This is a genomic window from Streptomyces sp. NPDC049887, from assembly GCF_040656535.1.
Lineage (GTDB): Bacteria > Actinomycetota > Actinomycetes > Streptomycetales > Streptomycetaceae > Streptomyces.
Genome location: NZ_JBFAMM010000004.1, coordinates 83,211 through 104,294, shown reverse-complemented (window position 1 = coordinate 104,294; position 21,084 = coordinate 83,211). Strand labels below are relative to the sequence as shown.

Below are 21,084 nucleotides of genomic sequence, written 5' to 3'. Positions count from 1 at the left end.
CCGCACGTCCGGCGGCGGTACCGGCACCGGCTGCGCCGACGGCCTCCGGGAGGAACCACCGAGCCGCCGAACGCACCGACTCCGCCACCCGCTCCACCGGAGAGCGCCCCGGAGCGCCCGGGAGTCCCGCCGCACGCACCCCGGCGGCCGTCGCCGCGGGCGAAGTGGTTCGATGGGCAACTTTCGGCTGCGCCGTCGTCCCGGTGGTGCTGGTGGCGTACGGCACATCCGCCGGCGGGGCGGCCGCGGTCGCGGCCGGCCTGGCAGCGGTGACCGGCGCCTGCCGGATGCTGATGCGCCGGTCCGAACGGGTGCCGCGGCGCACCGCGGGAACGCGAGGACGCCGGGGCGGCGGCCGTCGGGCGCGGCCCGCTCCTCGGATCTGACGGATTCGCACACACGCACCCATATGTTTTCAGCCAACTTCGCCTGCTCGGGCGTTCCTTGCGGAAATGACCCGCCAACCCCCGTGCCACCAGGGAAGAAAGGACCGCACGCGCCGCTCGCACCCTACGGGGATGGGCCATGCATGCGCCGCGCACTTCCCTGCGCGGCCTCCGGATGCAACGCTTCGTGATCGAATGCTTCGCGCCAAGTTGCCTTGTCGACAATGTGCCGGTTCTGGAACTTGTCACGCCGGCACCACGGGACGCAGTAGATTCGATCATGAGTATCGAAGGCTGGGGACTCGTGCAGAACCGAGGGGAAACGTGCAGGAGCGACAGGCCCGACAAGAACGGGGAGACGCGAACACCGAGGGGGGCTTAGCGTCATGAGTCAGGACTCCGCCGCGCCGGAGGCCGTAAGGAAGCTGTCCGGGCGCCGCCGCCGAGAAGTCGTCGCGGTGCTGCTGTTCAGCGGCGGTCCCATCTTCGAGAGTTCCATTCCGCTCTCGGTGTTCGGAATCGACCGCCAGGATGCCGGAGTTCCCCGCTACCGGCTGCTCGTATGCGCCGGTGAGGATGGCCCCCTGCGGACCACAGGGGGACTCGAACTCACCGCGCCCTACGGGCTGGAAGCGATCGGCAGAGCGGGCACGGTCGTCGTGCCGGCCTGGCGGTCCATCACCTCACCACCGCCACCGGAGGCGCTCGAGGCGCTGCGCCGCGCCCACGAGGAGGGCGCCCGCATCGTGGGGTTGTGCACCGGGGCGTTCGTACTGGCCGCCGCGGGGCTGCTGGACGGCCGCCCGGCGACCACGCACTGGATGTACGCACCGACGCTCGCCAAACGCTATCCGTCGGTCCACGTGGACCCGCGGGAGCTGTTCGTCGACGACGGCGACGTCCTCACCTCCGCCGGCACCGCGGCCGGCATCGACCTCTGTCTGCACATCGTGCGGACCGACCACGGCGCGGAGGCGGCCGGTGCACTGGCCCGCCGACTGGTCGTCCCGCCGCGGCGCAGTGGCGGGCAGGAGCGCTATCTCGACAGGTCTTTACCCGAGGAGATCGGCTCCGACCCGCTCGCCGAGGTCGTGGCCTGGGCCCTGGAGCACCTCCACGAGCAGTTCGACGTGGAGACCCTGGCGGCCCGTGCGTACATGAGCAGGCGGACCTTCGACCGCAGGTTCCGCTCGCTCACCGGGAGCGCTCCCCTGCAGTGGCTGATCACCCAGCGGGTGCTTCAGGCGCAGCGGCTGCTGGAGACCTCCGACTACTCGGTCGACGAGGTCGCGGGCCGGTGCGGCTTCCGCTCCCCGGTGGCGCTGCGCGGGCACTTCCGCCGCCAGCTCGGCTCCTCCCCGGCCGCGTACCGGGCCGCCTACCGGGCCAGGCGTCCGCAGGGCGATCCGGTGGGGTCCGGGGCGTCCGAGCCGGTGGTGCCGGCCCAGGCGTCCCCGGGGCACACCAGGAGACCTCCGGCCGCCACGGGTGCCTCCCCCGGTTCCCCGGAACCGGGCCGGCACGGCTCGGACGCCTACGCCCCCGGGCGTCCGGCGCTCCCCGGCCAGCGGAGTGCGCCATAAGGTAGGACGCATGAACGATCGCATGGTGTGGATCGACTGCGAGATGACCGGGCTCTCGCTGGCCGACGACGCACTCATCGAGGTGGCCGCGCTGGTCACCGACTCGGAACTGAACGTGCTCGGTGAAGGGGTGGACATCGTGATCCGCCCGCCGGATGCGGCGCTGGAGACCATGCCCGAGGTGGTGCGGCAGATGCACACCGCCTCGGGCCTCCTCGACGAACTCGCGGCCGGTACGACCCTGGCCGACGCCGAGGAGCAGGTCCTCGCGTACGTGCGTGAGCACGTCAAGGAGCCGGGCAGAGCGCCGCTGTGCGGGAACTCGGTCGGAACCGACCGCGGCTTCCTGCTCCGCGACATGCCGAAGGTGGAGGAGTACCTCCACTACCGGATCGTCGATGTCTCCTCGGTCAAGGAGCTGGCCCGACGCTGGTACCCGAGGGCGTACTTCAACAGTCCGGAGAAGAACGGCAACCACCGGGCCCTCGCCGACATCCGCGAGTCGATCGCCGAGCTGCGCTACTACCGCGAGGCAATCTTCGTCCCCCAGCCGGGCCCGGACTCCGACACGGCGAAGGCGATCGCGGCGCGCCATGTGGTGCCCGCGGCGCAGTAGGCCGCACGCGCGCCGGGCGGAGCAGCGACCGCTGCCCGCCCGGCGCGGGCGTGTCCGGGGTCGGGCGACGGGCATCCCTCACCACTCCCACCCCACGGCGGACCGGACACCCGGGTGCCTGTGCGAAGGGACCGTCGCGTGCCGGGCGCAACGGGCGTTCCGGTCCGGCTCAGGGCGACAGATCTCGATACCCGCGTCCGCTCCCGGGCCCCGGGCCGGCGTCACAAGGCCCTGCACGGCTCCTCGTACACGGCCCCGCACGGCGCTCGTAGACGAGACCACGGTGCCGGCATCCGCCTGGCGCGCCCGCACGATGAAACCTGCACCTGGGCCGGGAGCCCCCCACGGGCCTCGCCGCACCGGCGTCCGCACCGGGCCGCGCCTGCCTCCGGACGGGAGGGTACGTCCCAGGTCGCGAGCCCCGTCCCGCCGCGCGCGCAGGGCACACGCCGGGCCGACGTAAACACGGGCGCGAGCACCCTCCCGGACCCTGTACACTTTTTCTCGGCCGGTCGGGAGAACGACCGGTCATGGTGGGTGTAGCTCAGCTGGTAGAGCACCTGGTTGTGGTCCAGGATGCCGCGGGTTCGAGTCCCGTCACTCACCCTGAACGATCAAGGCCCGGCCTGCGGAAGCAGGCCGGGCCTTGATCGTTCCTGAACTCTTGGGAACATCGCGGAAGCGACGGGGAGGCTCAGCGGGCGTACGTTCCCTTCACGGCAAGCATCGTGGAGCGCCCCGAGAAGAGCGGCGACAGCAACTCGTACCGCCGCGCCGTCTCCTCCAGGCGAGCCCGGGCCGCGCCCACAGGGCACGGATTTCCTCGTTGATCGCTGCCGCGGAGCGCGCGGAACCGGCACGGTTCACGAGTCCGCCTGATGGTCCTACGAGCTGCTGAGGCCGATCCTCACGATCAACCCTGCTTCAGCCGAACCGGGCCGTCCTCTGCCCGTTCTGACATCGCCCGGCGCCGCAGGCGCCCGTCGGCGGGCACCGGTCTCGGCCGTGGTGACCGGCTACCGCAGGATCAGGAACCACACCGCGCAGACGGCCGCCGTCAGCAGCATCGCGTCTGCGACGACATCGGCGACCACCTTGCGGCGCACCGGGCCGTCCGCCCCGGGGGCGCGTCGTCCGCGGCTGCGGTACTTCTTGAGCTCGGCGGCCGCTTTGTCGGAGGTTTTGAAGAGGCGGTCGAGCAGGGAGCCCGCGAAACCGACCACGAGGTACCCCTCGCCCTCGGTGTCCGCGATCCTCTCCTTGGGGAGTACCGTCAGACTCCCGGACCCGCTGACTTCGATCTTGTGGATCGAGGCGTAGGGCACCTCGTAGCTGAACAGCGGATTGACCACGGTGAGAGAGCTCTCATCTGCGTGCACCCGGGAACGGGTGACCCGGTAGCAGAGCGATCCCACGGCGAGTATGAGCGCCGCCCCGAACATCGGCCCCGCCTCACCGCTCGACAACGCTTCGGAAGCCGCGAACAAAGCGGCGCCCGCGAAGCCGAACAGGCAGACCAGGGCGAGCACCCGGAACGACCGGCGGCGGAGTACTCGCCCCCCCGTCACACGACCATATTCCATTGCGCTTTCCATCCTCCGGACAGGCGCCCGCCGGAGGACGGGTGAGGTCCCCCGGCGGGCCTTCAGGCTCTCGGCCGCATCAGCAGGAGCCCACCAGCTTTCCCGGACTCATGGAGCCGGCTCCACAGAATCCCAGTGCGAAGTTAGCGTTCGAACCCATGTTCCCGCGAGTGACGCTCCAGTTGATGAGTCCTGGCTGCCGAATCGCCCCGCTGGTAGTGGTCGCCGGCTTCACGACGACGGAGGACCGGGTGATCGCGCTGCCCCAGGCGGTACGCGGGAACCGACTCCGCCGGCAGCGGTCTCGGCGACGGCCCCGCGTCGACCGTCATCGGCACCGGATGGACCGTCACCCACCGCCCGTTGATCGCCGCTCTGCCCGACGTGAACGGCGACGGCAAGAGCGACATCTGGTCCTCGGGCGGCGACACCAAGCTGTACTTCCACAGCAACATCCAGGGCCCCGGCACCGAGGTCGGCACCAGCGGATGGCAGAACTTCTCCGCCCTGAGCTGACCGACGCCGACCGGCGCACCCGGAATGGCCCCGAGGGGGCGGGAGCCCAGACTCCTGCTCCCTCGGCTGTGGCTGGGCCTCCGCAGCCTTCCAGGCTTGTGGCGGTCGGCCGGGACTTCCGTGACAGGGCGGGTTCGAGTCCCGTCACTCACCCTGCATGCCGAGGGGCCGATCCGTGAACGGATCGGCCCCTCGGCGTGTGTGCCCCACATGCCCCTCGTGCGCGCCCTCGGCTTGTCGGTCCGCGCGGCAGATCCCACCGGCGGCCGGGGCTGGCTCCGGGCGGACCCGCCGCCCTGTCCGCCGTCGGGCTTCTCGCCGATCCGCCGCCGATCCGCCGTCAGGACGAGTCCCTGACCACCAGCTCCGTCGGCAGGACGACCCTCGGCCGTTCCGGTCCGCCGGGGCCGGCGATCTCCTGGAGAAGGAGCCCGGCCATGGTGCGGCCCATCTCCTCGATCGGCTGGCGGACGCTCGTGAGGGCCGGGTCCATGTGGCGGGCGACCGCGGAGTCGTCGTAGCCGACCAGGGCGACGTCGTCGGGGATGCGCCGGCCCGCCTCGCGCAGCACCTGGCGGGCGCCGGCGGCCATGACGTCGGAGGCGGCGAAGACCGCGTCCAGCGAGGGGCGTCGGTCGAGCAGGGCGCGCATGGCCAGCCGGCCCCCCTCCTCGGTGAAGTCGGCCGGCGCCACCAGCCGCTCGTCGGCCACCGCACCCGACTCCGCGAGCGCGGCGCGGTATCCGTCGAGGCGGCACTGGGCACCGTAGACGTCGAGCCGCCCCGTGATCGTGGCGATGGTCCGGCGCCCGCGGGACAGCAGATGGGCGACGGCCGCGCGGGCGCCCCCGGTGTTGTCGGAGTCGACCGCGGCAAGGGGGTCGGAGGCCGAGCGGCGGCCGCTGATGACGGCCGGGATGCCCAGCTGTTCCAGCAGATCGGGCAGCGGGTCGTCGGCGTGCACCGACACCAGCAGCACACCGTCCACCCGGCCGGCCGCGAGGTAGTCGGCCAGTCTCCGGCGTTCACGGTCCGAACCCGCGAAGGTGAGGAGCAGTTGCATGTCGGTGTCGGCGAGGGCCGCGCCCACACCGCGCACGATGTCGGAGAAGTACGGCTCCGCGAAGAACCGCGCCTCGGGCTCGGGGACGACGAGCGCGATGGCGTCGTTGCGGTTGGCGGCGAGTGAGCGGGCGGCCCGGTTGGGGACGTAACCGAGTTCGGCGACGGCCGCCTCGACGGCGGCGCGGGTCGCCTCGCTCACCCGGGGCGACCCGTTGATCACCCGGGAGACCGTGCCGCGGCCGACTCCGGCCCGTGCGGCGACCTCCTCGAGCGTCGGTCTGCCCCCGCCGCGACCCGAAGCCCTCGCCCCGCCGCGGGACGCGGCACGCGCATCGCCCCCCACGGGGAAACCGGCATTCCGGCGATCCACCATGATCCGCCTCCCGTCCTCCCTGCCCCGGAACATTACGCGCCCGGAGCCTTGACACCCCCGCGGGGAGCCGCGACCCTTCAAGCCATCACCTATGGGAGCGCTCCCACACTACCTGCCCCATTCAGAACCCGCACGTTCCCCGCCCGGCCGCGGCTTCAACCGATGGGCACACCGGGAGAGTTGGCCGGGGGTCGGCACGTCAGGGCACTAGGAGGACGCAATGCGCAGGACCGTAATCCTGGCGGTCGTCGCGGCGCTCGGCGCCGGGCTGCTGGCCGGCTGTGCCGAGGACGGCGAGGAACCCGGCAGCAGCTCCGCGAACGGCGGGGCCGGCGGCAAGGGCAGGACCACGATCACCGTGGGGGTCTTCGGGGCCTTCGGCCTCAAGGAGGCCGGTCTCTACGACGAGTACATGAGGCTCCACGGGGACATCGAGATCAAGCAGACCTCGATCGAGCGGAACGAGAACTACTACCCGCAACTGCTCACCCATCTGGGCAGCGGCAGCGGGCTGGCCGACATCCAGGCCGTCGAGGTCAACAACATCGCCGAGATCACCGCCACCCAGGCGGACAAGCTCGTCGACCTCGGCAAGGCCGAAGGCGTCAGCAGGGACGCCTTCCTGCCGTGGAAGTGGGCACAGGCCACGTCCAAGGACGGGAAGACCGTCGGACTCGGCACGGACATCGGCCCGCAGGGCATCTGCTACCGCAAGGACCTCTTCGCCAAGGCGGGTCTCCCGACGGACCGTGAGGCCGTCGGCGAGCTCTGGGCCGGCGACTGGAACAAGTACCTGGCCGCCGGGAAGCAGTTCAAGGCCAAGGCGCCCAAGGGCACGGCTTTCGTGGACTCCGCCTCCGGGGTCATGGCCGCGATCACCGGCAGCAGCGCCAGGCGGTTCTACGACGAGAACGGCGAGATCGTGTACAAGACCAACCCGGCCGTGAAGGAGGCATGGGACATCGCCGCCGCCTTCGCCACCGAGGGACTGACCGGCAGACTCCAGCAGTTCACGCCCGCCTGGGACCAGGGCTACGCCAACGGCACGTTCGCCACGGTCTCCTGCCCGGCCTGGATGCTCGGCTACATCCAGGACAAGGCCGGCGCGGCCGGAAAGGACAAGTGGGACGTCGCGCCCGCGCCGAAGCCCAGCAACTGGGGAGGCTCGTTCCTGATCGTGCCCGAAGCGGGCAGGAACAAGACCGAGGCGGCGAAGCTCGCGGCCTGGCTGACCGCACCCGAGCAGCAGGCGAAGCTCTTCGAGAAGCGCGGCAGCTTCCCGAGCGCCAGGGCCGCGTACTCGCTGCCCGTCGTGGCCGGCGCCGAGCACGACTACTTCGGGGGCGCGCCGATCGGCGAGATCTTCTCCCGGGCCGCCGAGGGCATCCCGGTCACGATCATCGGCCCGAAGGACCTGGTGATCGCCCAGAACCTGGCCGACGTCGGCATGCTCCAGGTCGACCAGAAGGGCCGGTCGTCCAAGGAAGGCTGGGCCGCAGCCGTGAAGGCCATCGACAACGCGCTGGACCGGTGATCGGGCCGGTGACTCCCGTGACCGGCACGGCCGGTGACCCGGCTGCCGCCGCGCCCTCCCGGGAGGAGGGCGCGGCCCCGACCCGGCGGCTCCCCGACCGGGAGACCGCTGCGGCCGGGCGGCGCCGCGAGCGGCGCAGCCGCTGGTACCGGCGGGACGTACGGTGGAGCCCGTACGCGTTCGTCGCCCCCTTCTTCCTGTTCTTCGCGGCCTTCGGGCTCTTCCCACTGCTCTACACCGGCTGGGCCTCGCTGCACCGGGTGGAGCTGACGGCCCCGACGGACATGGAATGGGTGGGCCTGCGGAACTTCGCGCGGCTGATCGAGGACGAGTTCTTCTGGAACGCGCTGAGGAACACCTTCACCATCGGGATCATCTCGACGGTGCCGCAGCTGCTGATCGCCCTGGGCATCGCGCATCTGCTCAACTACAGGCTGCGCGGCTCGATGTTCTTCCGGGTCGCGGCGCTCACCCCGTACGCCACGTCCGTCGCGGCGGCCACGCTCGTCTTCGTCCTGATGTTCGGCCGGGACTACGGGATGATCAACTGGGCACTGGGCCTCGCCGGGATCGATCCGGTCGACTGGCAGAACGGCGAGTGGACGTCCCAGATCGCGGTCTCGACGATCGTCATCTGGCGCTGGACCGGCTACAACGCGCTGATCTACCTGGCGGCGATGCAGGCGATCCCGAACGAGCTGTACGAGTCCGCCGCGCTCGACGGGGCCTCCCGCCGGCAGCAGTTCATCCATGTGACCGTGCCGTCGTTGCGGCCGACGATCCTGTTCACATGTGTCGTGTCGACGATCGGCGCGACCCAGCTCTTCGGCGAGCCACTGCTGTTCAACGGCGGTGCCGGGGCAACGGGCGGCGCCGACCACCAGTTCCAGACCCTCGGGCTCTACCTGTACGAGCAGGGCTGGGTGAACCTCCATCTCGGCCGGGCGTCGGCGATCGCCTGGACGATGTTCCTGATCCTGCTGCTGATCGGCGCGGTGAACTGGCTGCTCGTCCGCCGGCTCCGCAAGAGCGCCTAAGGGGATGACGTGCTGACCACCACCCATGAGCGGGCCGCCACCACTACCACCACCGCCGGGCGCCCGCGGTCCCGCGCCGGCAGGCACCTGCACGGCGGGCGCATCACCCATGCCGTGCTGATCGTTTTCACCCTGGGCTCGCTCTTCCCCCTGGTGTGGACGGCGATCGCGGCGTCCCGCACCAACACCCGGCTCGCGCAGACGCCCCCGCCCTTCTGGTTCGGCGGCAACCTGTTCAGGAACCTCGAAATCGCCTGGACCGACGCCAACATGGGCACGGCCCTGCTCAACACCACCGTCGTGGCGGGGTCCGTCGCAGCGGGCACCGTGGTCTTCTCGACCCTCGCCGGCTTCGCCTTCGCCAAGCTCCGCTTCCGGTTCAGGAACGCCCTGATGCTGCTGGTGATCGGCACGATGATGGTCCCGCCGCAGCTCAGCGTCGTCCCGCTGTACATGCTGATCGCGGAGCTGTCCTGGACCGACCGGCTGCAGTCCGTCATCCTCCCCACGCTCGTCAGCGCCTTCGGCGTGTTCTTCATGCGGCAGTACCTGAGCGAGGCGCTGCCGACGGAGCTGATCGAGGCGGCCCGGGTGGACGGGGCGAGCAGTTGGCGCGTCGTGTGGCACGTGGTCTTCCCGGCCGCCCGGCCGGCGATGGCGGTCCTTGGCATGCTCACCTTCGTGATGGCGTGGAACGACTTCTTCTGGCCGATCATCGCTCTGACGCAGAACGGCAGTCCCACGGTCCAGGTGGCGCTGACCGGACTGGGCCGCGGATACATCCCCGACCAGTCCGTGATCATGGCCGGTGCGCTGCTGGGCACGCTGCCGCTGCTGCTCGCCTTCGTGCTCTTCGGCCGGCAGATCGTCGGCGGCATCATGCAGGGCGCGGTCAAGGGCTGACGCCGCCTCCACTTCCCTCCTCCTTCACACCTCGGGAGCTCCTCCATGTCCGTCAGCTTTCCGCCCGGCTTCCTGTGGGGCACCGCCACCGCCGCCTACCAGATCGAGGGCGCAGTGCGGGAGGGCGGCCGTACGCCGTCGATCTGGGACACCTTCAGCCACACGCCCGGCAAGGTGGAGAACGGGGACACCGGCGATGTCGCCGTGGACCACTTCCACCGCCGCGCGGACGACGTCCGGCTCATGTCCGGGCTCGGCGTCAACGCGTACCGCTTCTCGGTCTCCTGGCCTCGGGTCCAGCCCACCGGCCGGGGCCCTGCCGTCCAGCGCGGTCTCGACTTCTACCGGGCACTCGTCGACGACCTGCTGGACCACGGGATCACCCCTGTGCTGACGCTCTACCACTGGGACCTGCCGCAGGAGCTGGAGACGGCCGGCGGCTGGCCCGAACGGGACACGGCGCACCGCTTCGCCGACTACGCCCGTATCGTCGCCGACGCGCTGGGCGACCGGGTGGAGCGCTGGACCACGCTCAACGAGCCCTGGTGCAGCGCCTTCCTGGGATACGCCTCGGGGGTGCACGCGCCGGGCCGCACCGATCCCGTGGCCTCGCTCCGTGCCGCGCACCATCTGAACCTGGGCCACGGGCTGGCCGCCCAGGCGCTGCGCACGGCTCTGCCCGCCCGCGGCCAGGTGTCCGTGAGCATCAACCCCAGCGCGGTCAGGGCCAGAAGCGGCACGGAGGCCGATCTGGACGCGCGGCGCAGGATCGACGCGCTGGCCAACCGCGTCTTCACCGACCCGATGCTGCACGGCACGTACCCCGCGGACCTCCTCGTGGACACGGAACGCCTCACGGACTGGTCCTTCGTCCACGGTGACGACCTGACCGTCATCCGGCACCCCCTCGACTCGCTGGGCATCAACTACTACTCACCGACCGTTGTATCCGGTGCCACTGACAGTGACGGTGCGCCGGAGCGGAACGACGGTCACGGCGGCGGCGCCCACTCCCCCTGGCCGGGCGCCGAGGCGGTCGCCTTCCACCGGGCGCCGGGCGACGTCACGGACATGGGCTGGCCGGTGGACCCGACGGGCCTCCACGAGCTGCTGACGCGCTACTCCCGCGAAGCCCCGGGGCTGCCGCTCGTCATCACCGAGAACGGCGCCGCGTACCCCGACAAGCCGGGCGCCGACGGAACCGTCCACGACCCCGAGCGGATCCGCTACCTCCACAGCCATCTCTCCGCCGTGCACCGTGCGATGGCGGACGGCGCCGACGTCCGGGGCTACTTCCTGTGGTCCCTGCTGGACAACTTCGAGTGGGCGTACGGCTACGGGAAGCGCTTCGGCGCGGTGTACGTCGACTACGACACCCAGGCCCGCATCCCGAAGTCCAGCGCCCGCTGGTACGGCGAGCTGGCGCGGACGGGGGTGCTCCCCGACTGCTGACCCGCTGCGGCGGACGCGCGCCCCGGCCGGGTGGGGGGTCACCGGCCGGGGCGCGCCGCGTGGGGGGTGGTGGCCGCGGGCCACCGGTGGTGCGGGAGGGGGCTCCACCGGGGGCCCGCGGCCACGGGGCGGGCGGCTACTCGTAGGCGGCGAACGCCTTCGTGAACGCCAGGGGCTCCTGGAGGATCGAACTGCAGGTCGCGTCGGCGGAGTTCCGTGCCCCGCCCGGGCACTGCCTGTCGCGGGTCGAGGACCACATGGCGAGCCACCGGATCCCCTTCGACCGCGCGAAGGCGACCAGTTGCGTCGCGTCGTCGACCGTGAAGATCTCGGTCGTGACGTCGTTCACCCCGATCATCGGGGTGACCGCGACGGTCCTCCACGCGGCGGCGTCGGAGAGTCCGAGAACGCCCTTGATCTGGGCCTGGGTGGCGGTGGCCGCCTGGATCGCGTAGGTGCCCATGTCGCCGCCGTAGGCGGGCCCGTAGTCCATCGCCATGATGTTGACCGCGTCGATCCGCACGCCGTTCCTCCTGGCGTCGGCGAGCAGGTCGACCCCGGGCTGGGTGAGTCCCTCCGGCATGACGGGGAGGGTGAAGGAGACGTCCAGCCCCGGATGCTTCTTCTGGAGCTGTGCGATGGCCTGCGACCGGCGGGTGTTGGCGGCCGCGTCGGGCAGCGCGGCGCCCTCGATGTCGAAGTCGACCTTGGACAGCCGGTACCGGTCGACGACCTTGCCGTAAGCGGCCGAGAGGTCGCCGGGCGACGTGCAGTCGAGGGCGAGCTCACGGCCGGCCGCGCCGCCGAAGGAGATCCGGACGTCGCCGCCTTCGGCGCGCAGCGCGTTGATCTGGGCCGCGACCCCGTCGTTCGCGAGGTCGGTGACGCCGCCCCACAGCGGGGCGCAGCCGCCGCCGGAGGTGACGAAGGCGAGCGTGAAGTCCTTCACCCCGGTCCTGGCCGCCGTGTCGAGCATGTCGTACGCCGGGTGGAGGGATGTGTCGATGTAGGGGGCGAACCTCGCGGCGCCGTCGGGGGACGGGGGGGTGGCGGTGACGGTGGCGGTCGGTGTGGCGCTGGGCGACTGCGGGGCCGTCGCGGTGGGAGCCGTGGGCGCCGTGGTGCCGCTCGCCGTGGGCTGCCCGGTCGGGCGCCCGCCGGGGGTGGACGGGACGCCCGCGTCGGGCGAACAGGCCACCTCGTCGATGAGGCAGCCGGACGGGTCGCCCGCTTCGCCGCTCGCGGAGGTGACGAAGCCGACGGTGACGGACGCGCCCGGCGCGAGCTCCTTGTTCCAGCTCGCCGGCTTCACCGTGACGTGCCGTCCGCTGACGGTGTGGTCGCCGTTCCAGAGGGAGCCGATGCGCGTGCCGGCGGGCAGATCGAACTCGAGCGTCCAGTCGGACCGGGCCTCACCGGTGTCGTTGGTGATGACGTACTGCCCGGTGTAGCCGCCGGCCCAGGAGCTGGTCCTGGTGTACGCGGCTCCCACCGCGGCCGCCTGCGCCGTCCCGGAGAACGCGAACGCCGCGCCGGCGACGAGCGCGGCGGCCACGACCGCACCGATCGCCTGCGCTCTGCCGCTCGCCCTGCGCCGGTGCGTGCTGGTGCCCATCGCGTGTGCCTGCCTCTGCGTGACGGAAGTGGGGGGTGCGGCAGCACGCTAGCGACTCCGGAACGGACAAAGCTCCCCATCCGGACGACCGTTGTGGTTCTTAGGGTGCGCTTAAGGACGGCATCGGAGACGGTTAATCCCTCTGGTCCTCGTCGCGCCCGTGTCCGTGCGCGGCGGGCTCGGCGCTCCCGTCTCCTCCGGCGTCAGACCTCCGCTCCCCTGCGGCTCCCGTACCCGCCCTTCCTGCGCCGCTTGGTGCGGTGGCCGAGCCGGCCCTGCGGACGCTGCGAGGCCCCGGCGAGCCCGATCCAGACGCGGACCTCCGTGCCGCCCAGCACCGAGTGCCCGATGCGCACATCGCCGCCGGTGGACTCGGCGACCCTCCGCACGATGTCCAGGCCGAGCCCCGTGGAGCCGTCCCTGGCTCCGCTGTTGCCGCGGGTCAGGGCCGCCTCCGGGTCGGCTATACCCGGGCCGGCGTCCGAGACGAGCACGATCACGGCGTCCTCACCGTTGTGCACGTCCACCGAGAAGGCCGTGCCCTCCGGCGTGTGGCGGAAGACGTTGCCGAGCAACGCGTCGAGGGCGGCGGCGAGTTCGGGTCTGGCCACGGGAATGCGCACCGGCCGGTCCACGCCCGCGAGACGCACCTTGCGCCCCTCGTCCTCGGCCAGCGCCGACCAGAACTCCATGCGCTCCCGCACGACTTCGGAGACGTCGCAGCCCGCACCCGGCCCGGTCGCCTGGGTCTGCGGCTTGGCCTCGCGAGCCGTGCGGATGATCGTGTCGACCTCGCGTTCCAACTGCTCGACCGCGGCCCTGGTCTGGTCGGCCGCGGGGCCCGTGCCCAGTGAGGCGGCGTTGAGCCGGAGCACGGTCAGCGGGGTGCGCAGCCGGTGCGACAGATCGGCGGCCAGCTCGCGTTCATTGGCGAGCAGCTGGACGACCTGGTCCGCCATGGAGTTGAACGCGACCGCGGCGGAACGCAGTTCGGTGGGCCCCGATTCCGGGACCCGTGCCCCCAGCCGTCCTTCGCCGAGGTCGTGCGCGGCGCCGGCGAGCCGCTGGGCGGGCTGCACCATTCGTACCCCCAGCCGGTCGGCGACGGCGACGGAGCCGACGACCAGCGCCGCACCGACTCCCGCGAGCACCAGCCAGGCAGTGGTCACGCCCCTGCCGACCTCGTCCTCCGGTACGTACACCTCGACGATCGCGATCTTCCCCGAGCTGAGCGCGGTGGGCTGGAGCAGCGCGGAGCCGTCCGTGACCTCCGTGATGGAGGCGCGGCCGATCCGCTGCGTGGTGGCGAGGTCCTTGACCGCGGCCCGCCGGGTGCCGATCTCCAGCTCCTGGCCACCGGTCTCGTCGGAGGCGGGCACGTGCACGGCCATCCGCCCCGCCGCACCCGCCTGCGTGGAGGCGACGGCGCGCTCCAGCTGGCGCCGGTCGGTGGTGATGGACAGCGTCGGTCCGATCGCGGCGGCCTGCCGCTCGGCGTTGGAGAACGCCCGGTCCCTGGCCATCTCCTGGATGACGAGCCCGAGCGGTACGGCGAAGGCCAGCACGACCATGGTGGTGACCGCCAGGGAGACCCTGACCAGGGCCCATCTCATCTCGGCGGCTCCAGTTTCACCCCGACACCGCGGAGGGTGTGCAGATAGCGGGGACGCGCGGCGGTCTCGCCCAACTTCCGCCGCAGCCAGGACAGATGGACGTCGATGGTCTGGTCGTCCCCGTAGGACTGCTGCCACACCTCGGCGAGGAGTTCCCTGCGGGGTACGACCACGCCCGGACGCCCGGCGAGGAAGGCGAGCAGATCGAACTCGCGCCGGGTCAGATCGAGTCGGCCGCCGTCCAGTTCCGCCTGGCGGCGGAGCGGGTCGATGCACAGCCCGCCGACCTGGATGACCCTGCTGGGCGGGGCCTCGTCCGCGGCGGCGCGCGACCGGCGCAGCACGGCCGACATCCGCGCCGACAGGTGTTCCACCGAGAACGGCTTGGTGAGATAGTCGTCCGCACCGTCGTTGAGAAGCCGCACGATCTCCGTCTCGTCGTCCCGCGCGGTCGCGATGATCACGGGTACGTCGGTGATTCCGCGCAGCATCTTCAGTGCCTCGGCCCCGTCGAGATCAGGCAGTCCGAGGTCGAGAATGACCACGTCGAAGCGGAGATGGGCCACTTCGCGCAGCGCCTCCAGGGCAGTCCCGACGCTCCTGACGGTGTGGGATGCCTCGGTCAAGTGCCTGATGAGGGCGGAGCGCACGAACTGGTCGTCCTCGACCACGAGCACACTTGCCATGGGCGGCACCGTACGCCATCCGGAGTAACGAAGTCCCCCCTGGGACAGGGACGGCGGGCGTGGTGCAGTATGGCCCGGATGCGGAGAGGACTCGTACACGCCATGGCGTGGTCGCTCGCCACGGGCGCGGCGGTCACCCTCTCGTGGTGGGGTGTGCACACGGTCATGGCGGGAACGGCCTACGACCGCCCGCGCGCGCTGCCCATCACGGCGGACGCCCGCACTCCGCAGCCCTCCCCGACCCGGTCGTCCCCGACACGGGACCCCGGCACTCCGGCGCCGGCTCCGTCGTCCGGCGACGAGCCGGGAAGAGGCGTGGGTTCTCCAGAGGCGACCCCGCCTGCCGAGAAGCCGAAGGCGCCGCCCAGCAGGAGCAGGAGCCCCTGGTCGCCGCCGCCTGCCGGGAATGTGAAGAGCTACACGGTCGAGGGCGGACGGGTCGCGTTCGACATCGGGCCCAGCTCGGCCGAGCTGGTCTCGGCGACCCCGTCGGGCAGTTGGACGATGCAGATCTGGAAGCAGCCGACCTACATCCGGGTGACGTTCTCGCTGGGCGGCCGGGAGATCGACGTCTTCTGCACCTGGCACGACACGGCGCCGCGCGTCGAGATCGAGGAACGCTGAGGGACGCCGAGGGGCCCTGGGGCTCTGCGCACTTGGCCCCCCGGAACCGGAGCCCGGGCAGCAGTGGTGCCTCGGCGAACGCGGCGGGCGCTCAGCGGAAGACCGAGGACGGCGGCGCCGGCGAGGGCCTGGCCGCCGCGTCGTTCACGGCGACCGCGCCGCCGGTGAAGTCCGTGAGCGCCTTGCCGTGTTCGAGCCGTCCGGCGTGCGGGTCGCTCGCCACCCTGCGGGTCAGTTCGGCGACGGGCAGCGGCCGGTCCGAGGCCACCAGCACGGCGTTCCCGAAGCGCCGGCCGCGCAGCACGGTGGGGTCGGCGGCCAGGGCGAGTTCGGGGAAGACCGTCGCCGCGGTGGCGATCTGCCCGCGCAGATGGGCGAGCGGCGGGCCGTCCGCGAGGTTGGCGGCGTAGGTCCCCCCGGGCTTCAGCACCCGCCGCACCTCCGCGAGGAATTCGGTGCTGGTCAGGTGCGCCGGGGTGCGCGCACCGCTGAAGACGTCGGCGATGACGAGGTCGGCCGAGCCGTCGCGGAGCTTTCCGAGCCCGGCCCGGGCGTCGACGGAGCGGACCCGTATCCGGGCGCCCGGGTCGAGCGGGAGCCGGTCGCGGACCAGGCGGACGAGACGTTCGTCCACCTCGACGATCTGCTGGGTGGAGCGCGGGCGGGTCGCTGCCAGGTAACGCGCGAGGGTGAAGGCGCCGCCGCCGAGGTGGACGGCGTGGAGGGGCCGGCCGGCGGGCGCGGCGAGATCGACGACATGCCCGAGACGGCGCTGGTACTCGAAGGTCAGCAGGGCGGGATCGTCCAGATCGACGTGGGACTGGGGCGCTCCGTCGATCAGCAGCGTCCAGCCGCGGGGCCGGTCGCGGTCGGGTATCAGCTCGGCGAGCCCTCCGTCCACGGGCTCGGCGACCCCGTCCGCCGCCTCCGACCGACCGCGCTGTCTGTTTCTCGCCACCCGGCCATTATCGACGGGCACCGGTGCGACCGCGTACGCCGGTCAGGGCCGGGGCCCGGCCGACCTCACCCGTGCGCGGCCCGGACCGGGGAGCGGGAGCCGGGACAGCACACCTAGATGCTGTCCGCGGCCTCGATCATGCGGGCCGCCTCGCCCAGGGCCTCGCGCAGCATCACCGGGTCGGTGAGCGGAGCCTGGTCGGTGCCGCCGGGCGGCAGCAGCCAGTTCGAGCCCGCCATGGAGGGCTCGGAGGCCGGGCCCACCGGGCAGCCCGCCGAGGCGCCGGGGATCCGGATGCCCCGGCCCGAGGTCTCCGTGCACGCACTGCCCGGCATGTCCCAGCCGGCCGCCGTGCCGGGCGGCACCAGGAAGCCGAGGGTGTCGCAGCTGCCGTCGTGGAGCACCGGCCCGACGACGGGGGCGCCGCCCCGGCGCAGGATGTCCACCGCCTCGAGACCCTGCCGGGCGGGCACCGTCACCAGGTCGCAGGGCTCGACGGCTCCGCCGGGTGCCGGTGCTGCCGGGCCCGGTGCCACGCTGTACTCCTGGGTGGGCAGATGCTGGGCACTCGTCCGTGAGCCGCCACTGGTCTCCACGCCAACCTCCAACAAGGGAACCCTCCTCGCCGAGCAGGGGCACGTACCGCGTCCCCGCATGGTTCAACGCCCGACGGCGTCAAGGGCTACGGCGGCACGCCGCCGCAAAGGGTGGCAGTTCATGGCAGATCGTGGGTGAGATATCCCGTTTGTAGGCAAACGCTGCGTGGCCGACCCCTCACAGCCGGTACGTTCTTCCTCCGCCGGAGCCAGGCGTCCCACATCCGAACGGACCGGGAGGGCTCCGGACGTGGCACAGGAGAGGACTCGCCATGGCATCGTCACGGGCAGTTCCCAACCTCAAGTTCCGGCAGTTGCGCGGACAGCGCTCTCCCGGCGAGTTCGCAGCGCTCGTCCGGCGCGCGGCGCGGGAGATCGGTGAACAGGTGGCGTGCGACGCCCGCTACATCGGGCGGGTCGAGGCGGGCGAGATCCGCTGCCCCAACTACGCCTACGAGCGGGTCTTCCTCCATATGTTCCCGGGCCTGACTCCGGCCGACCTGGGGTTCTCCGCGCGCGAGGCGGTACGGGGCCGAGCGGCCCGCGGGCGAACGCCACGGCTCGGGGATCCGTACTACAGCACCAACGGCACCAACAGCACCTACAGCAACGAGGAGAGCGACGTGCTGCGTCGCGCGTTCATGACCGGCGGCACCGTCACCGTGGCGGCCGCGTCCCTGGGGTTCGGCCCCCTGCCCGGCACCGAGGCCCTGCGTTCCGACCTCCCCCGGCAACGGGTCGGCGCGTCCGAGGTGAACGCCGTCGAGGCCGCGGTGCGGCAGATCCGGCTGCTGGACGACCGCCACGGCGCGGACGGGCTCTACAAGCGGGCCGCGCAGCCGCTGCGCGCCGCCTACGCGCTGCTCGACGCCGGTGCCACCACGCGCGGCTCGACGGCGGACCGGCTGGCCGCGGGCGCGGGCGAACTCGCCATCTCCGTCGGCTGGCTGGCCCATGACTCGGGCCGGCTGGAGGACGCCCGATCCCACTACGCCGAGGCGCTGGCGACCGCACGCGTCGCCGGCGACGCGGCGCTGGAGGCGCACGCCTTCTGCAACACCTCCTTCCTCGCCCGGGACACGGGCCGGCACCGGGAGGCGGTCCGGGCCGCGCAGGCCGGGCAGCGCGCGGCGGGACGGCTCGGTTCGGACCGGCTGCTGGCCCTGCTCACCCTGCGCGAGGCGGGCGCCTGGGCCGGTCTCGGCGACCGCGCCGGCTGCGAGCGCGCGCTGTCCCGCGCCCATACGCTCTTCGGTCGCGGGCCCTCGGACACGGACCCGGAGTGGATGTCGTTCTTCGGCGAGCCGGAACTCCAGGCCCTGGAGGCCCAGTGCTGGTCGGCGCTCGGCGAGTGGCCTCGCGCCGCCCGTCACGCGCACCGCGCGGCCGCGCTGCAGGACCCGCACTTCGCCCGCAACCTCGCCCTCTACCGGACCCAGCTGGCCGCGGACCTCGCCCGCGCCGACGCGCCCGCCGAGGCCGCCGCGGTCGGCGAGCGGGTGCTCGACGCCCTGGAGGGCGACGTCGAGTCCGGCCGCATCCGCGCGATGCTCGCCGACACGGCGCGAGAACTCGGGCCGCGCCGGAGGACGGCCGGGGTGGCGGCGTTCCTGGACCGCCACGCGGCGTCCGAGGCCGTGGCCCGGGTCTGAGCGGGGCTCAGGTGCCGAGGTGCCCGGTGTCGTTCCAGCGGTCGACCGCCGGGGCGCCGTAGGCCCAGCCGAGCACCGAGAGACTGGCCGGGCTCAGCTTGATGCGGGCGGCGAAGGAGACGTCCTCGCCGATCCAGCGGGCACACAGGACCCGCAGGATGTGGCCGTGCGCGAAGGCCAGCACGTCGCGGTCGGCCGAGCGCACGTACTCGATGACCCCGTCGGCGCGGTCGGAGAGCTCGGCGAGGGTCTCCCCGCGCGAGGGCGCTCCGGGCACCCCGACGGGAACGCCGTCCCGCCAGATGAACCAGTCGGGGTCCGTCTCCCGGATCTCGGCCTGCGTCCTGCCCTCGTAGGCGCCGTAGTCCCACTCCATCAGAGCGTCCCAGTCCTGCGCGCGGTCGCCGAATCCGGCCAGGTCGCAGGTCTCGCGGGCGCGGGAGAGCGGGCTGGTGCGGACCTCGACGTCCGGTAGGCCGTCCCAGGGGGACCGGTGCAGCCGCTCCCCCAGCAGCTTCGCCGTGCGGCGGCCCTCGTCGAGGAGAGGGATGTCCGTCCGGCCGGTGTGCCGGCCGAGCAGGGACCATTCGGTCTGGCCGTGCCGGGCCAGGAATATGCGCGGTGCCATGGGTCCATCATCCCCGGCGGTCCCCCCGGGCGCCCGCGCTGGGACGGGGGGCCGGCGCGAGGGGCCCCGCCCTCCCGTACGGGAGAAGCCCTCCCGTACGGCGACAGGCAGCCCTCCCGTGCACCGTACGTGGCACGACGGCCCACGCACCACGGTCCACGAGGGCCCCGCGGCGGCACCCGGCCGGTGGGCGCTGCGGCCCGGTGGCGCGAGGGGACGCGGGGCAGGGCACGAACGGACGTGCGGGTCCGGGCGCGGGGACCTGCCGGGGCAGGCACGGAACGATGTGCGGGCCGGGAGGCGCGACGGTGTGCGGGGCGCCGTCTCCGGCAACCGTTCCCCCGTTGTCGGTGGCGGATGCGAGACTTCCGCGGGTGAGCACATCCCTCGACAGCGGACCTCTCCCACCCGCGCCGGCGACAGCACTCCGGCAGCGACTGGCCGAGCTGCGCGGGCCGTCCACCGCGCCGCATCCGCTCGACGCCCGGGCGCTGGCCGCGCTTGCCGCGAACCCGGGTTGCAAGCGGCGCGCGCTGCTGGACGGCGCGGGAGTGGACAAGGCGGCGCTCGCCCTGGCACTGGGCTCGCCCGCCACCTTCGGCCAGTCCCAGTTCGCCTTCATGCGGGGGAACGCGTTCGAGGCCAGAGTCAAGGCCGACGGCGGCACGGAACTGCTCGGGCTGCTCGGCGTGGCCGATCCGCACGGGGCGCTCGTCCCCGATCTGACGGCGGCCGGTCCGGAGGGCCGCGCGGCGCGCACCGCGCTGGCCCTGCGGGAGGCCACGGCGGCCGGGGCATGGACACTGCTGGACCACCCGATGCTGGCACTGGAGGTCGCGGGCTCGCCGGCGTTCCTCGAGCCGGACGCGGTCGTCGTGCACCCCGACGGCCGGTGGACCGTCGTCGAGATCAAGTCCTTCCCGATGGTCGACGGCGCCGCCGACCCTTCGAAGGTCGGCGCGGCGGCCCGCCAGGCCGCGGTGTACGTACTGGCGCTGGAGCGGGTCGCGGAGCTGACGAAGGACGCGTCCGTGGACCACTCCGTACTGCTGGTGTGCCCCAAGGACTTCTCCAACCTGCCGACCGCTTCGGCCGTCGACGTGCGCAAGCAGCTCTCCGTCACCCGGCGGCAACTGGCGCGGCTGACCCGGATCGAGGAGATCGCCTCGGCGCTGCCGGACGGGGTCGGCTTCGACCTGGAGTCCCGCTCCTCCGGCGAACTGGCCTCGGCGGTCGAGTCGGTCCCCTCCGCCTACGCCCCGGAATGCCTGTCCGCCTGCGAACTCGCCCTGCACTGCCGGGAACGGGCCCGTTCCACCGGCGCGGTCGAGTCGCTCGGCCGGGCCGTGAGGGGCGAGCTGGGAGGGCTGACCGCGGTCGCCGAGGTCCTTTCCGCGGCCCGCGGCGAATCCGGCGACCCGGCGGACCCGGCGGTCGCCGCGCTGCGCCGCGCCGCGCGGCTCCGCACGGACGCCCTCGCCGCGGGTACGCGGGCCCCGGGCGCGGGTGCCGGCGAGGACACGGCCGGAGCAGGGCGGGGGACGGCGTGACGGCGCGCGGCGCGGCCGGCGGTCCGCTGAACCGCCGGCGGGAGCTGCCCGGCGTCGTGCGGCAGCCGCGCGCGGCCGACGCCGGTGCGGGGGCGGGTCCCTCGGCGGACGCCG

Annotated in this window: 18 protein-coding genes and 1 tRNA gene; 11 read left to right on the top strand and 8 right to left on the bottom strand. The window is 72.7% G+C overall.

Features of this window, described 5'->3' with window-relative positions:
- Nucleotides 1–772 precede the first annotated feature (772 nt).
- The 3 genes from AB0J10_RS06605 to AB0J10_RS06595 all read left to right on the top strand — a co-directional run bounded on the left by AB0J10_RS06605 (nt 773) and on the right by AB0J10_RS06595 (nt 3,191).
- A complete protein-coding gene (locus AB0J10_RS06605; protein ID WP_363058479.1) occupies nt 773–1,969 on the top strand; it encodes a helix-turn-helix domain-containing protein in 1,197 nt (398 codons plus the stop codon).
- A gap of 10 nt (nt 1,970–1,979) precedes the next feature.
- On the top strand, nt 1,980–2,585 hold the full coding sequence (orn, locus tag AB0J10_RS06600) for an oligoribonuclease (RefSeq protein WP_363058477.1): 606 nt from the start codon (nt 1,980–1,982) through the stop codon (nt 2,583–2,585).
- Between the two features lie 533 nt (nt 2,586–3,118).
- Nucleotides 3,119–3,191: transfer RNA gene (locus AB0J10_RS06595), tRNA-His, on the top strand.
- Between the two features lie 410 nt (nt 3,192–3,601).
- Here AB0J10_RS06595 and AB0J10_RS06590 read toward each other — a convergent pair.
- Nucleotides 3,602–4,153 carry a hypothetical protein gene (locus AB0J10_RS06590; RefSeq protein ID WP_363058475.1) on the bottom strand — a complete coding sequence of 184 codons (552 nt, stop codon included), beginning with the start codon at nt 4,151–4,153 and terminating at the stop codon, nt 3,602–3,604.
- 378 nt (nt 4,154–4,531) lie between these two features.
- On the opposite strand from AB0J10_RS06590, the gene AB0J10_RS06585 reads away from it, so the two are divergent.
- On the top strand, nt 4,532–4,684 hold the full coding sequence (locus AB0J10_RS06585) for a hypothetical protein (protein WP_363058473.1): 153 nt from the start codon (nt 4,532–4,534) through the stop codon (nt 4,682–4,684).
- Nucleotides 4,685–5,024: 340 nt separating this feature from the next.
- Here AB0J10_RS06585 and AB0J10_RS06580 read toward each other — a convergent pair whose 3' ends face one another.
- On the bottom strand, nt 5,025–6,092 hold the full coding sequence (locus tag AB0J10_RS06580; RefSeq protein WP_363058872.1) for a LacI family DNA-binding transcriptional regulator: 1,068 nt from the start codon (nt 6,090–6,092) through the stop codon (nt 5,025–5,027).
- Nucleotides 6,093–6,342: 250 nt separating this feature from the next.
- Here AB0J10_RS06580 and AB0J10_RS06575 point away from each other — a divergent pair, with 250 nt between their 5' ends.
- From AB0J10_RS06575 to AB0J10_RS06560, 4 genes are read left to right on the top strand one after another with little or no spacing between them, the layout of a single operon-like run.
- Nucleotides 6,343–7,656, top strand: a complete 1,314-nt coding sequence (locus tag AB0J10_RS06575) for an ABC transporter substrate-binding protein (protein ID WP_363058471.1) — start codon at nt 6,343–6,345, stop codon at nt 7,654–7,656.
- Nucleotides 7,657–7,673: 17 nt separating this feature from the next.
- On the top strand, nt 7,674–8,693 hold the full coding sequence (locus AB0J10_RS06570) for a sugar ABC transporter permease (RefSeq protein WP_363058469.1): 1,020 nt from the start codon (nt 7,674–7,676) through the stop codon (nt 8,691–8,693).
- A 12-nt stretch (nt 8,694–8,705) separates the two neighbouring features.
- Nucleotides 8,706–9,596, top strand: coding sequence for a carbohydrate ABC transporter permease (locus AB0J10_RS06565; protein WP_363058870.1), 891 nt, complete (start codon nt 8,706–8,708; stop codon nt 9,594–9,596).
- Nucleotides 9,597–9,641: 45 nt separating this feature from the next.
- Entirely contained in the window at nt 9,642–11,048 is a 1,407-nt protein-coding gene (locus tag AB0J10_RS06560) for a GH1 family beta-glucosidase (protein ID WP_363058467.1), read from the top strand.
- A 136-nt stretch (nt 11,049–11,184) separates the two neighbouring features.
- Here the strand turns inward: AB0J10_RS06560 and AB0J10_RS06555 are convergent, their stop codons facing one another.
- From AB0J10_RS06555 to AB0J10_RS06545, 3 genes are all read right to left on the bottom strand, one after another.
- On the bottom strand, nt 11,185–12,663 hold the full coding sequence (locus AB0J10_RS06555) for a cellulose binding domain-containing protein (RefSeq protein ID WP_363058465.1): 1,479 nt from the start codon (nt 12,661–12,663) through the stop codon (nt 11,185–11,187).
- Between the two features lie 203 nt (nt 12,664–12,866).
- Nucleotides 12,867–14,276, bottom strand: coding sequence for a HAMP domain-containing sensor histidine kinase (locus AB0J10_RS06550; protein ID WP_363058463.1), 1,410 nt, complete (start codon nt 14,274–14,276; stop codon nt 12,867–12,869).
- A complete protein-coding gene (locus AB0J10_RS06545) occupies nt 14,273–14,962 on the bottom strand; it encodes a response regulator transcription factor (RefSeq protein WP_363058461.1) in 690 nt (229 codons plus the stop codon). The genes AB0J10_RS06550 and AB0J10_RS06545 overlap by 4 nt, the downstream gene beginning before the upstream one ends.
- Nucleotides 14,963–15,031: 69 nt before the next feature.
- Between AB0J10_RS06545 and AB0J10_RS06540 the strand changes: the two genes are divergently transcribed.
- The gene (locus tag AB0J10_RS06540) at nt 15,032–15,586 is read left to right on the top strand and encodes a hypothetical protein (protein ID WP_363058459.1); all 555 of its coding nucleotides are present in this window, start codon (nt 15,032–15,034) and stop codon (nt 15,584–15,586) included.
- A 91-nt stretch (nt 15,587–15,677) separates the two neighbouring features.
- Here the strand turns inward: AB0J10_RS06540 and AB0J10_RS06535 are convergent, their stop codons facing one another.
- Complete coding sequence (locus AB0J10_RS06535; protein ID WP_363058457.1) at nt 15,678–16,544, bottom strand: fused MFS/spermidine synthase; 867 nt, start codon at nt 16,542–16,544, stop codon at nt 15,678–15,680.
- Between the two features lie 113 nt (nt 16,545–16,657).
- Entirely contained in the window at nt 16,658–17,140 is a 483-nt protein-coding gene (locus tag AB0J10_RS06530; RefSeq protein WP_363058868.1) for a hypothetical protein, read from the bottom strand.
- Between the two features lie 272 nt (nt 17,141–17,412).
- Here AB0J10_RS06530 and AB0J10_RS06525 point away from each other — a divergent pair, with 272 nt between their 5' ends.
- Nucleotides 17,413–18,792 carry a tetratricopeptide repeat protein gene (locus AB0J10_RS06525; RefSeq protein WP_363058455.1) on the top strand — a complete coding sequence of 460 codons (1,380 nt, stop codon included), beginning with the start codon at nt 17,413–17,415 and terminating at the stop codon, nt 18,790–18,792.
- A 7-nt stretch (nt 18,793–18,799) separates the two neighbouring features.
- On the opposite strand, the gene AB0J10_RS06520 is transcribed toward AB0J10_RS06525, so the two are convergent.
- Nucleotides 18,800–19,420: a histidine phosphatase family protein gene (locus AB0J10_RS06520; RefSeq protein WP_363058453.1), complete on the bottom strand. Its 621-nt coding sequence runs from the start codon at nt 19,418–19,420 to the stop codon at nt 18,800–18,802.
- A 374-nt stretch (nt 19,421–19,794) separates the two neighbouring features.
- Between AB0J10_RS06520 and AB0J10_RS06515 the strand changes: the two genes are divergently transcribed.
- Nucleotides 19,795–20,970 carry a hypothetical protein gene (locus AB0J10_RS06515; RefSeq protein WP_363058451.1) on the top strand — a complete coding sequence of 392 codons (1,176 nt, stop codon included), beginning with the start codon at nt 19,795–19,797 and terminating at the stop codon, nt 20,968–20,970.
- Nucleotides 20,971–21,084 lie beyond the last annotated feature (114 nt).